The sequence below is a fragment of the Rhodopseudomonas parapalustris genome, from assembly GCF_053772255.1.
Genome location: NZ_JAMKBZ010000007.1, coordinates 150929 through 162894 on the forward strand (window position 1 = coordinate 150929; position 11966 = coordinate 162894).

Here is an 11966-nt window from a genome sequence, read left to right on the forward strand (position 1 = left end):
GGTTTGTTTAGCTGTGGGCCGAAGGCTGTGCGCCCGTCTGGCCGACGCGCTCTTTGATCTCCGGCAAGGGCGCCTTCCGCTCGAACGGCTTCTTCTTCGGCGGCGCGGGCAGCAAGCCTTCGCGGATCGCCTTCTTTCGCGCCAGCTTGCGGGCGCGGCGGACGGCTTCCGACTTCTCGCGCGCCTTGCGCTCCGACGGCTTCTCGTAAGAGCGCCGCTGCTTCATCTCGCGGAACACGCCTTCGCGTTGCATCTTCTTCTTGAGAACGCGGAGCGCCTGATCGACGTTGTTATCCCGGACGAGTACCTGCAATCATTCCTCCTTGATGATCCGCGAACTGCAGCAGGCCCCGCATCGCAGTCCACCTGCGCGGGAGCCAATTTGCGAGTTTCGGGAGTCTCGCGACGTCTGCATCCGCAGCGTCGAACGATCGGCATCTCGGCGTCGCAGAGATGCATTATGCTGGTTCCGACGTGACCACTATCCTGCACCCGTGTCAATCGATTCCCCGGTGCAGGGCGGCTTCAGTCCCCGTCGGCGAGGCCGACTGTACGCACGCAACACTCAATTGATGGGTTTGCGGCGCGCGAGCAGGAACTCCTCGATCCGCTGGTCGACGCTGGTCCTGGCGTCGGGCGCGAATTGAATGAATGCGCGCTCGATCGACTCCATCTCCGACTCGACCCGATCATACGGAATGTCGACGTTGCGCAGTCTGAGTTCGGCCGCCGCGTCGTTCATGTCGCGCAGCGCGATCAAGAATTCGCCTCTCAGCCAGACCTTGAACGTCTCCACCCACCTCTCGCCGAGTTCGGCGTCGCTGACCTTCGAGAGCAGGCGACCACGCGACAGATAGTCGCGAGTTTCCTTCATATCCTCGGATTGCAGGAAGTCGCTGGTCAGGTCGTGATCGTCTTCGCCGGACATATCGGGCTCCCAGATGGCTATCGCCGCCGTCAGATCGGTATCGAGACGGCATCGATCTGCGCGCAGTGCAAATTCTGCTTCTGCCGTTCGAGATCCTGGATGGTCACCCGCACCAAGGCGTCGACGTACACATCCATCGTGGGATTTTCCAAGCTCCTCAGCCTGGTCACCAGATCATCGAATTTACTGCATCGGTCGCACATGCGCACTCCCAGGCAATGGGCGGGAGCGCGACCGGCGTTCTCATCACCGGTAAATGCCACGCGAGAGGCGGTGATACTAATCAGCATACGCGCGCGCCCGGCAATCTCCTAGCGTTAAAGCGGCTTGCGGGAACTCGCACACACGCCCATTTGCAGCGCCGCACTGACGATCGAAGCCAATACGGACAACCGCGATTGCTACGCGAGAGCCGACGTGCTACGCAATCATCATCGCCGCGCAGCTTGATGTGGATTTACGGCGACTGAGAGACACGCCTGTGCTCCCGCCTCAGAGGGAGCGACATCATCGGCGTTAGTAATTCCCCACTCCATGTGCTTCGCGAGTTCCATCGGCGGTTGGCGATTCACTTTGCCCGCCCGCACCGCCGCTCGTCCAATCCGCTCGGAACCGACGTTTGTAGCTGCGGACAGACCATCACGGCACCGACCGGATCGAGTTATTCCGAAGGCCACGCCACCAACGCGTGGCACTGCATCGCCTGTGGCCGCCGCTGGAACACCTTTTCGGAGCTCGGCTTCGACAAGGACAACGAAAGATCAGATGCCCCAAGACAATAAACTCAAGGACTGGCTGGTGCCGCCGATCGTGGTGCCGGCGCTGCTGATCGTGGTGGCCGTCGTTTCGATTCTGATGCGCTGACGGCAGCCCGAACGCGTCGAGACCGGCACTGACGGCTCAGCCATACGTGCGGGGCGATCAAGATAATTCCCGATCGTCAGGGAACGCGGTGTCGGCCGGACTGTTGAGTTCGCGCGACGGGCGTATCGTCGTGCCGATTGCAGCCACGGCGCCCCCGAGCGCGCCGCGGGTTCAGACCTCAGCCCGCGCGGTCGAAAGGGACCATTTATGAACAGACACAGGTCCAGGCCAGCCCAGTCCCGCAACTCGGTCGATCTGAACGACAAGGTTCAGGTCAAAGTGCTGCGCAAGCGCCTCAAGCTGTCCGAGGCCGAATTCGCCAATGCGGTCGAGAAATCGGGCCATTCGATTGCCGCGCTGGTCAAGGAAGCGACTCACCTCAAGCTCGCGAACTAATCGGATATCCTGAAGATGTGGCCGCTTGCTCCCTCGCATTGGCGCAGGTCATCCGCGTTGAGAGCCGCCGCATGAGCGAGGCAGATGCGCGGCCGCCATCTCCATTGCATTGGGACGAGCAGGAGCGGATTTTCGCGCTGGAGCGTTACGGCATTCTCGATACGCCGCGCGAGCATGATTTCGACGACATCGTCCGGCTCGCCGCGGAAACGTTCGACGCGCCGATTGCGGCGGTGAACCTGATCGCCAGCGGCCGGCAATGGTTCAAGGCAGAGATCGGGCTCGGCACGCGGCAGATGCCGCTCGATGTCTCGATCTGCGCCCACGCGATCGTGCAAAGCGGCACCATGGTCGTTCCGGATACGCGGCAGGACGCACGGTTCGCCGGCAATCCGCTGGTCACCGCGCCCGGCGGCCTGCGATTTTATGCAGGCGCCTTGCTCAAGACGCCCGAAGGCCTGCCGCTCGGCACCGTCTGCGTGCTCGATCGCGAGCCGCGGCCGGCGGGGATCTCCGATCATCAGCGACTGACGCTGGAAGTTCTCGCCCGGCTGGTGATGACCCAGCTCGAGATGCGCCGGGTGATCGGGCAGCAGGACGCGCACGCTCGGCAGCTCGAAGCAGAAATACGCGAACGGAAGGATGCCGAAGCCGCGCGCCGCTCGTCCGACGACCGCTACCGCGCATTGTTCGATTCGATCGATACCGGTTTCTGCATCATCGAGATGGCGTTCGGTGCGGACGGCGCCGCATCGGACTATCGGTTTGTCGAGACCAATTCGGCGTTCGTGCAGCAGACCGGCCTCGCCGATGTCGAAGGCAAGTGGATGCGCCAGCTCGCGCCCGGCCACGAACAATATTGGTTCGATGCTTATGGCGAAGTCGCAAGATCCGGCGAACCGACCCGTTTCAAGAAGCCGGCCAAGGCGCTGGACGACCGATGGTTCGACGTTCACGCCTTCCGCGTCGGCGAGCCGGGCGATCGGCTGGTCGCGATCCTGTTCAGCGACATCACCGCGCAACGCCGCAGCGAGCTGCGCAGCGACGCAATCCTGAAAATGGGCGATCAGCTCCGTTCACTGACCACGATCCAGGACATGACCGGCGCGGCGTCGGAGATCGTCGGCCGCGCGCTCGGCGCCGTCCGCGCCGGCTTCGGACGGGTCGATTCCGGCGAGGACTCCATCGTCATCGAGAACGATTGGTCCGCCGAAGGCTATGCCAGCCTCGCGGGACGGCACGCGCTGTCCGATCAGCCCGCATTCGCCACTGCGAACGCGACCAAGCAGCCTGTCGTGGTTGCGGACGTGTCGCCGGCTTCGCCCGATGAGCATCCTCCTCGAGCAAAGGGCGATGCAGGTATCGGATCGCTGGTGGTGATCCCGATTCATAACCACGACGGCTCGACCGCGCTGTTCTTCGTCCACGTCGCCGAACCGCGCGACTGGAGCGACGACGATCTGGCCTTTCTCCGCAATGCCGGCGACCGCCTCGCCGCCGGAGTCGGGCGTCTGGATGCCGAAGCGCTGCAGCGCACCCTCAATCTCGAACTCAGCCACCGGATGAAGAACACGCTGGCGATGGTGATGGCGATCGCGCGGCAGACGCTGCGGTCGATCCCCGATCAGGCGCCGGTCGAAGCGTTCAACGCGCGGCTGCAGGCGCTGTCGACCGCGCACATGGCACTCCTGCAACAGCACTGGACGGCGGCCAAGATCAGCGAAGTCGTCAGAGGCGTGGTCGGCGCCGTCGAGGGACTGGACAGGTTCACGATCAGCGGCCCCGCGGTCAGCCTGGGCGCACGCACGACGCTGTCGTCGTCACTGCTGCTGCACGAGCTGGCGACCAACGCACTGAAATACGGCGCGCTGTCAGCGCCCACCGGCCGCGTCGCCATTAGCTGGAAAGTAGCCGACGAGCAGTTGATCCTGGAATGGCGCGAGACCGGTGGGCCGGCGCTGACGCCGCCGACCCACAAAGGTTTTGGATCGCGGCTGATCCAGCTCGGTTTAATCGGAACCGGAGGCGTCGAGCTCCGTTACCTCACCAGTGGCTTCGAAGCCGACTTCTCAGCCCCTCTCTCGCAGGTGCAGGAACGCAACGCGGGAGAAAACCGGTGACAACCGACGAAACAAACACCCGCCTGATCGTTCTGGTCGTCGAAGACGAACCGCTGCTGCGCATGACCGCGGTGGACATGGTCGAGGAAGCGGGCTTCATCGCGCTGGAAGCCGCCGACGCCACCGAGGCGATCCGAATTCTCGAAAGCCGGCTCGACATCCGCATCGTCTTCACCGACATCGACATGCCGCGCGGGATCGACGGCATCCGGCTCGCGGCCGTGATCCGCCACCGCTGGCCGCCGATCGACATCATCGTCACCTCCGGCCATGTCGATGCCGGCGAAGTCGATCTTCCCGCCCGCTGCAAGTTCTTGCCCAAGCCCTACGACGAGCGGCTGGTGATCGCCGCGATGCGCAGCTTCACGGCCTGACGCCGTTCGATCGACCGGTGGATGTCGCGGCTTCAACCGCCGGCGGAACGGTGGTGGCGCTCGCCGTCGCCGGCACCATGGCCATCACGCTGCGGAGCGCCTGGAACGCGCAGGCTAGTGAATCGGTGGCGACGAGCTGACCCGCAGACCGCCGACGCCGGGATCAGCGCGGGTCCGGCGGCGAACGTTTCCAAATCCGGTGTATCGCGCCGCTTACGCGGGCTCGGCGGACTGGCGGCCTTCGGACAATGCAATCGCTCTCGCAGTTGCTGTGGCCGTCGCGATCAGCTGGTGATCGGAATCACGGAGCTCCCCTTCGAGGAACAGGATTTCGCGACCTCGATGCACCACACGACCTCGCGTTCAAATCGATTCGGCTCGACACGCCAATGGCCTCGAGGAACTGTTCGTCGTGGCTGACGACCACCAAAGCGCCGTCATACGCAATGAGGCCGGCCTCGATTGCGCGGATCGAGTCCAGGTCGAGGTGGTTCGTCGGCTCGTCGAGGACCAGCAGGAAAGGTGGCTGCGGCCCGGCAAGAACGCAGGCAAGCCCGGCGCGCAGAACCTGGCCGCCGCTCAACTGGCCGACGATCTGCAGCGCGGCGTCGCCACGAAACAGGAACCGCGCCAACGCCGCGCGGCAGGCGTTGAGGTCCGAATCCGGATTGATCCGCTGATAGTTGGCGAGAACCGAGTCCGACGGACGCAGCAGGCTGAGCTGCTGATCGAACACCGCCAGACGCGACGTGACGTGGACGACGCCACGCCAGGGACGCAGTTCGCCGCTGATCAGCTTGAGCAGGGTCGTCTTGCCCGTCCCATTATGCCCGACGATCGCGATGCGCTCCGGGCCGGTGATCGACAGCGATAGATCGCTCAGCACCGGCCGAAGCGGCTGATAGCCCACGCTGACACGGTCGAGCGCGAGAACCGTCTTGCCGGCGGCAAGACCGGTCGGCGCGAGCACGACCGACGGCGTCTGCAGCACTTCGACACGCTGGCGGGCGAGATCGACGCCGGCCACCGCTTCGACACGCTGGCGCGATGCGGTGCGCGCGCCGGCGCCGCCAGTATCTTCGCTGCGATCCTTGCGCGCGCCGAGGAGTATGCGCGGCAAGTCGCCCTGCGCCTGCTTGCGTTTGCCCGCGCCGTCGCGCCGCGCCTGTCGCTCGACCGCGGCTTGCGCCTTGCGGTCGGTCTCGGCCAGACGCCGCTCCGCCTCCGCCAGATCGCGCGTTGCCGCCAACAATTCTATGTCCTTGCGTTCGACATAGTGGCTCCAGTTGCCGCCGTAGCGCGACGCACTCAGCGATGTGAGTTCAACGATAGCATCGACCGTTTCAAGCAACTCCCGGTCATGGCTGACGACGATCGCTCCCCCGCGCCAGCCGGCGAGCAGGTCGAGCACGGCGCGGCGACCTCCCCGATCGAGATTGTTCGTAGGCTCGTCCAGCAACACGAAATCCGGCTCGCAGAACGTCAGCGCGGCGAGGCGCGCGCGCGTCGCCTGGCCTCCCGACAGAGCCGCAAGACCGACGTCGAGATCGACGTCGAGACCGAACCGCGCCAGCGACGCCACGATGCGCTGCCCGATGGTCCAATCGACTTCGTCCAGTTCGCTTGGCGCGGCCTCGCCTTGCGCTGCCTTGCGCAGCAACGCCAGCGCGTCGCGCGCGCCGAACAGGTCGGCGACGGTCTCGCCGGGCCGAGGCTGGGCTGTCTGGCGCAACATCGCGATCCGTCCGGCCACCGTGACGGTCCCGGCCAACGCGGCGCGCTCGCCGGCGATCACCGCGAGCAGCGACGACTTGCCGACGCCGTTGCGCCCGATCAGGCCGGTGCGCTCGCGCGCAAAGCTGAGATCCAGGTCAGTGAGAAGAGGTCGGCCACCAGGCGTGGCGAGAGTCAGCTTGGAGAGAACGATTGGCGCGGACATGAGGATGACACTCCCCAGAGGCAAGGCGGGTCGGCGATGCGGCTCGGGATGAAATCATCGTCGCGGTTCCAAACGGTCAGAAGGAGCAGAGCCTGTATCTAGGGCGCTCCCATCGCCCGATCAAGCATTCCGGCGTGGTCGTTCGATCGCACCGACGATCGCAGTCAAGAGACGAGCGTAGCCAGTCCGGGCGCCACTGCGGCAACCCGTAGCCCGCAGGGTGGATCAACCGAAGGCGCAACACCCCGAACAGCCGGAAGGGCTTGTCTTGGTGCGCAGTGGCGGATCACCAACGCCCCCGGGTTACGGCAGCCGCGCACGATTATTACCGTTTGAAATAGTCACACCTCGCGTACGATCCAGTAATATGGATCGCTTCCCTGTTAGAGAACGATTCGTTCTGCCTAACGCGACATTAGACGCGCGCCCTGTCTTCATCAGGCACAGCCCTCCTGGATATCAAAGCGGCTGAATGATTTCGATGCGGGACGATACTATGATCAAGCATTCCCCCAAAAACTCGAAAGCAAGTGACGACGCGGCGGAAGCTCCATTTAAGAAGCTCTCGCCCTCTCGGTTCATGAGACAACTTCGCCCTGAATACTATTCAGACACAGAAGACCGCGTGCTTTACGTGCTAGATGCAGCTACGCTGGACCACCATCTTGAAACGCTCACCAGCCGCAACGAGACCCACGAATTTGAGCTTTTCGCACGAAAGCTATGCGAGCGGGCAATATGCCCGAATCTGCGAGCTCAAACGGGGCCTGAGGGCGGCGGTGACAGTAAGGCCGACTCCGAAACCTTTCCTGTCGCGGACGAAATCTCGCGCTTCTACATGGGCGAGCCGAATAGTGGCCGCGAGAAATGGGCTTTTGCCTTCAGCGCAAAGAAGACATGGGCTCAAAAAGCTCGCAACGATGTCAAAGGCATCGTCGATACGGGGCGCCCATATGACCGCATTATCTGCGTCACCGCAAGGTACGCGAAAGACAAAGACCGCGCACGAGTAGAAGCAGAACTTACAAAACACTACGGGATTCCTGTCACGATCCACGATCGCTCTTGGATCAAAAAGGAAGTAATCGATAATGACAGGAAGGATCTGGCTTTCAACTACCTCAAGGTTGGAGAAGAAAAAAGCGACCCGCTGCAATTGGGTCCAACGGACTACTCTCGGGCCCGTCAACTCGATGCAATTGAAAGATCACTAACTGGGACCGACTCTTTTAATGGCATGGAACGACAACGGGTCAGTGAGGCCCTGATTGCCGCAAAGTTATCGAGAGGCCTCGAACGGCCCCGCTTCGAAACGGAAGGACGCTTTGCCCGCGCTATCCGGCTAGCAAACGAAGACGGCACGTATCGCCAGAAACTTGAAGCGCAATACGAGAACATCTGGACAGCATTTTGGTGGTTCGACGACGTGAAACTATTGAACGACTCATACAGCGCCTTTGAAAAAATGGCGCTGCAGAGCGACCACGCGGCCAACCTCGAGTTCCTGTGCAATCTATTCCAGCTACTTGTGAATTCCGTAACTCATAGGCATTTGACACGTGATGCCGCCAAGCTCGATGAGCGTGCGGCGTCGCTCCGGAAAGTGCTTGAAAAAGTTGCCGCAAACAAAGAGAGGCCAAACAACAGTTTGGAAGCGGAGACATTAATTCTAATCGTCCGGCAGAATTTCGTTTTGCTCGATGATAAGCGTGAAAATTTCTCGGAAATCTGGCGCGGCTATGCTGACATACTGGACCGAGCTACAGGCCTTGGCGAATTCAACGCCGAACGCCTAGTCTCGATGATCGAGCTATTAGGCAACGTTTCTGGAAACGATCCTGAATACAACCAGCTTGTCGAGCGCGTCGCCAATTTTGTCGCCAAGCGATCGAGCGAGGCAGAGGGTTCGATGGTGCTGCTCAAGCGAGCCCAACAACTCGACTTCTCTAACCGGATCGACATAATCCGGCTTCTTGGGAAGGCGGCGATCGGCCTTAGCAAGAAAGAACATACAGAACAGCTTGTCGAAGCGCTCCACCTTCTGATGTTGGCCTATCGTGCTGCAGGCCTGCTTTGGGCGGCGCGGGCCACCTGCACTATGGCGGCGGCATCGATTGTGATTGAAGGGGAGGAAGACAGCACCATCCCAATGAATTTCGTACCCACTATGAAAGTATGGGCATGGATTGCATTGGGGCTTCGCCACGTTCCAGACTTCCTCGTTGCAGTTCAGACGCTGCACGGTGCGATCGCAGCCCTGCCACTTACGGATGAGTCCAAGGAACGAGTACGCAGCGATCTTCAGGAACTGGAATACGCGTTTGGCAGCATAATCCTGAACCTAACGGATGAAGAATTGGCCCAGATGACAGCGCTTCCCGACGTCTTGGAAGGTCTTGAACTATTTGTAGCGCGGGCCGCGTTGCTTTTTTCACTCGGTCATTCCAAGGTCCTCCGCGACGACGGCAGCGCGCCGAAAGAGGAGTCGGATGAAGGCATGGCGCGAATGTTTGACATTCTTGCCAGCCAGCCCATTGCGAAACAAACGAAAGCCCCCATGATCCTAAACGGACATGGAAGCCAAAGCCTTTCTGCGATTATCCTTGGGATGACTGTCAAGGTAACCTTCGATGGAAGCGACTTATTGACCGTGATTGCCGAGATGTTACTGGGCTCCATTGAAGCCTTCCTGGCAACAGTGGTCGACCAGAGCGTCATGCCGCACACCGAGAATTTCAGGATCGAGCTTCAATCCGATACCGAAATTTCTGCTCCTACAATAGACGTAAATGCGCTGGAAATGACGGCAACGGTCAGATGGCCTAGGAACCTAAAGCCAACCGACTTCGGCCAACAAGCAGAGATCAGAAAGTTCCTCGCACTCGCGTCGGGTCACGTTCTCGGCACTACTTGCGTATTCGAGAATTTGGAAGAGCTTTTGGAGAGACTTTACGGCGATGAGGCGGTGGACTCTCGCATGGCAATGGTTGCAGCGGCTGTGAATAGTTATCACCGAGTGACGTCGCGCAATTTGACCCGCATGTCGGAATGGCAAGCTGCGGTCCGACATGAGTATCCGATACAGATCCGGCCGCAAATCACTCATATCGAACTAAAGCCTCCCCTCGAGGAGGAAGACACCGAAGCCACCAATACCTCAACGGACAAGCCACAAAAAATGCGGAGCCACCGCGATTTTAGCGTGCGCTCTGTCATTGATGTTCATGCTTGGGATAAGGCTGGCTGGAAAGGAATCTCTTATTTTCAGGCAGGTCCCGGCAACCCGCCCGGCATGGCATTCATGTTCGAGAATGAGGAAGCCGGCCGCAAAATTTTCGAGCGGTGGCGGCAGCGCTTTGGCAATCGCGATGAGAGTGACGACATCTATATTTCCGTCATCCGACGACTCATCGACCAGCCCGAAACGCACTACGTCGTTCTAGTGGCTTCGAGATTGCCTGATAGGGGCGAATCTGAATCAAACGAGACGATTGTGATGAGTACTCGCTCGATGACCATGACGCCGGACAGCTCGGTAAACTTAGAGCAGTTTCTGAGAATGCACCGTGCCTACGGCATGTACTTCATACTGCCTGCGATCATCCGGAATGGAAAGCCTGAATTGATAACCGAGCTTGCATTGGCCAAGCGCGGCTTGTCGATAAAGGATGCAGCGAGTGTGCGAGAGCATGACGTGGAAATGCTGGCACTCCGAATTCGAGGACAGCCAAAGCGCGCCAAAGATGACGGCTAGTATTCGTGGGACCTTGTACTTTTACACGAAAAGCCCCGCAGCATTGCTCCGGGGCTTCGTTGTTGTCCGATGGATGGCCGGGTCAAGCCCGGCCATGACTACTTTAACTATCAATACCGGTAGTGATCCGCCTTGAACGGGCCTTCGACCTTGACGCCGATGTAGTCGGCCTGGTCCTTGCGCAGCTCGGTGAGCTTGACGCCGATCTTGGCGAGGTGCAGGCGGGCGACCTTTTCGTCGAGCGTCTTCGGCAGCACGTAGACTTTCTTCTCGTACTTGCCCTGGCTCTGGAACAGCTCGATCTGCGCCAGCGTCTGGTTGGTGAACGACGCCGACATCACGAAGCTCGGGTGCCCCATCGCGTTGCCGAGGTTCACCAGGCGCCCTTCGGACAACAGGATCATCCGCTTGCCGTCCGGGAAGGTGATCTCGTCGACCTGCGGCTTGATGTTGTCCCACTTCATGTTCTTCAGGGTGGCGACCTGAATCTCGTTGTCGAAGTGGCCGATATTGCAGACGATGGCGCGATCCTTCATCGCGCGCATGTGCTCGATGGTGATGATGTCCTTGTTGCCGGTGGCGGTGACGAAGATGTCGGCGCGCGGCGCCGCGTCTTCCATCGTCACCACTTCGTAGCCTTCCATCGCCGCCTGCAGGGCGCAGATCGGATCGACTTCCGACACCATCACGCGGCAGCCGGCCTGGCGCAGCGAAGCGGCCGAGCCCTTGCCGACGTCGCCGAAGCCGGCGACCATCGCGACTTTGCCCGACAGCATCACGTCGGTGCCGCGGCGGATGCCGTCGACCAGCGATTCACGGCAGCCATAGAGGTTGTCGAACTTCGACTTGGTCACCGAGTCGTTGACGTTGATCGCCGGGAACAAGAGCTTGCCGGCCTTCTCCATGTCGTACAGACGATGCACGCCCGTGGTGGTCTCTTCCGACACGCCCTTGATGTTCTTGGCGAGCGTGGCGAAGTAGCCCTTCGGCTTCTCTTTCAGGATGCGCTTGATCAGCGCGAAGAAGATCTCTTCTTCTTCCGAATTGTGCTGATCGAGGAACATGGTGTCGCCGTTCTCGGCGCGCAGACCCTGGTGCACGAACATGGTGGCGTCGCCGCCGTCGTCCAGGATCATGTTCGGGGTGCCGCCGTCCGACCAGTCGAACAGCTTGGCGGTGTAGTCCCAATAGTCCTTCAGGCTCTCGCCCTTGACGGCGAACACCGGAATGCCGGCGGCGGCGATCGCGGCGGCGGCGTGGTCCTGGGTCGAGTAGATGTTGCACGACACCCAGCGCACCTCGGCACCGAGCGCGGTCAGCGTCTCGATCAGCACCGCGGTCTGGATCGTCATGTGCAGCGAGCCGGCGATGCGGGCGCCCTTCAAGGGTTGCTTGGGGCCGTATTCCTCGCGGGTCGCCATCAGGCCGGGCATTTCGGTCTCGGCCAGCGAGATCTCCTTGCGGCCGAAATCGGCGAGGCCGATGTCCTTGACGATGTAGTCGGTGAACTTGGCGGTCATGCGGATGGGTTTCCTGATGTCTGTGTCAGCGGAACTGAGCACTACGAACTGAATCGGGCAGTTTGAGGCAG

At 61.1% G+C, this 11966-nt stretch carries 9 protein-coding genes; 4 read left to right on the top strand and 5 right to left on the bottom strand.

The genetic code is table 11. The features are described 5' to 3' along the window. Positions 1-7 precede the first annotated feature (7 nt). The 3 genes from rpsU to M9H71_RS08980 form a co-directional block, all read right to left on the bottom strand. Positions 8-313 carry a 30S ribosomal protein S21 gene (gene rpsU, locus M9H71_RS08970; RefSeq protein ID WP_455404695.1) on the bottom strand — a complete coding sequence of 102 codons (306 nt, stop codon included), beginning with the start codon at positions 311-313 and terminating at the stop codon, positions 8-10. Positions 314-565: 252 nt separating this feature from the next. Beyond that, positions 566-928: a hypothetical protein gene (locus M9H71_RS08975; RefSeq protein WP_455404696.1), complete on the bottom strand. Its 363-nt coding sequence runs from the start codon at positions 926-928 to the stop codon at positions 566-568. Positions 929-957: 29 nt separating this feature from the next. After that, positions 958-1218: a hypothetical protein gene (locus tag M9H71_RS08980; protein WP_455404697.1), complete on the bottom strand. Its 261-nt coding sequence runs from the start codon at positions 1216-1218 to the stop codon at positions 958-960. A gap of 781 nt (positions 1219-1999) precedes the next feature. Here M9H71_RS08980 and M9H71_RS08985 point away from each other — a divergent pair. The 3 genes from M9H71_RS08985 (at position 2000) to M9H71_RS08995 (ending at position 4682) form a co-directional block, all read left to right on the top strand. Then, positions 2000-2188: a DUF3606 domain-containing protein gene (locus tag M9H71_RS08985; protein WP_455404698.1), complete on the top strand. Its 189-nt coding sequence runs from the start codon at positions 2000-2002 to the stop codon at positions 2186-2188. A gap of 71 nt (positions 2189-2259) precedes the next feature. Further along, positions 2260-4308 carry a GAF domain-containing protein gene (locus tag M9H71_RS08990; RefSeq protein ID WP_455404699.1) on the top strand — a complete coding sequence of 683 codons (2049 nt, stop codon included), beginning with the start codon at positions 2260-2262 and terminating at the stop codon, positions 4306-4308. Further along, positions 4305-4682, top strand: a complete 378-nt coding sequence (locus M9H71_RS08995; RefSeq protein WP_455404700.1) for a response regulator — start codon at positions 4305-4307, stop codon at positions 4680-4682. The genes M9H71_RS08990 and M9H71_RS08995 overlap by 4 nt, the downstream gene beginning before the upstream one ends. A gap of 301 nt (positions 4683-4983) precedes the next feature. Here M9H71_RS08995 and M9H71_RS09000 read toward each other — a convergent pair whose 3' ends face one another. Next, on the bottom strand, positions 4984-6621 hold the full coding sequence (locus M9H71_RS09000; protein WP_455404701.1) for an ABC-F family ATP-binding cassette domain-containing protein: 1638 nt from the start codon (positions 6619-6621) through the stop codon (positions 4984-4986). 496 nt (positions 6622-7117) lie between these two features. Between M9H71_RS09000 and M9H71_RS09005 the strand changes: the two genes are divergently transcribed. After that, positions 7118-10375, top strand: a complete 3258-nt coding sequence (locus M9H71_RS09005; RefSeq protein WP_455404702.1) for a hypothetical protein — start codon at positions 7118-7120, stop codon at positions 10373-10375. A gap of 110 nt (positions 10376-10485) precedes the next feature. On the opposite strand, the gene ahcY is transcribed toward M9H71_RS09005, so the two are convergent. After that, complete coding sequence (gene ahcY / locus M9H71_RS09010; RefSeq protein WP_455404703.1) at positions 10486-11895, bottom strand: adenosylhomocysteinase; 1410 nt, start codon at positions 11893-11895, stop codon at positions 10486-10488. Positions 11896-11966 lie beyond the last annotated feature (71 nt).

Excerpts from the sequence above, each read along its gene's own strand:
- M9H71_RS08975 (WP_455404696.1), bottom strand. The coding sequence starts at position 928 with ATGTCCGGCGAAGACGATCACGACCTGACCAGCGACTTCCTGCAATCC.
- M9H71_RS08980 (WP_455404697.1), bottom strand. The coding sequence starts at position 1,218 with ATGCTGATTAGTATCACCGCCTCTCGCGTGGCATTTACCGGTGATGAG.
- M9H71_RS08985 (WP_455404698.1), top strand. The coding sequence starts at position 2,000 with ATGAACAGACACAGGTCCAGGCCAGCCCAGTCCCGCAACTCGGTCGAT.
- M9H71_RS08990 (WP_455404699.1), top strand. The coding sequence starts at position 2,260 with ATGAGCGAGGCAGATGCGCGGCCGCCATCTCCATTGCATTGGGACGAG.
- M9H71_RS09000 (WP_455404701.1), bottom strand. The coding sequence starts at position 6,621 with ATGTCCGCGCCAATCGTTCTCTCCAAGCTGACTCTCGCCACGCCTGGT.
- M9H71_RS09005 (WP_455404702.1), top strand. The coding sequence starts at position 7,118 with ATGATCAAGCATTCCCCCAAAAACTCGAAAGCAAGTGACGACGCGGCG.
- ahcY (WP_455404703.1), bottom strand. The coding sequence starts at position 11,895 with ATGACCGCCAAGTTCACCGACTACATCGTCAAGGACATCGGCCTCGCC.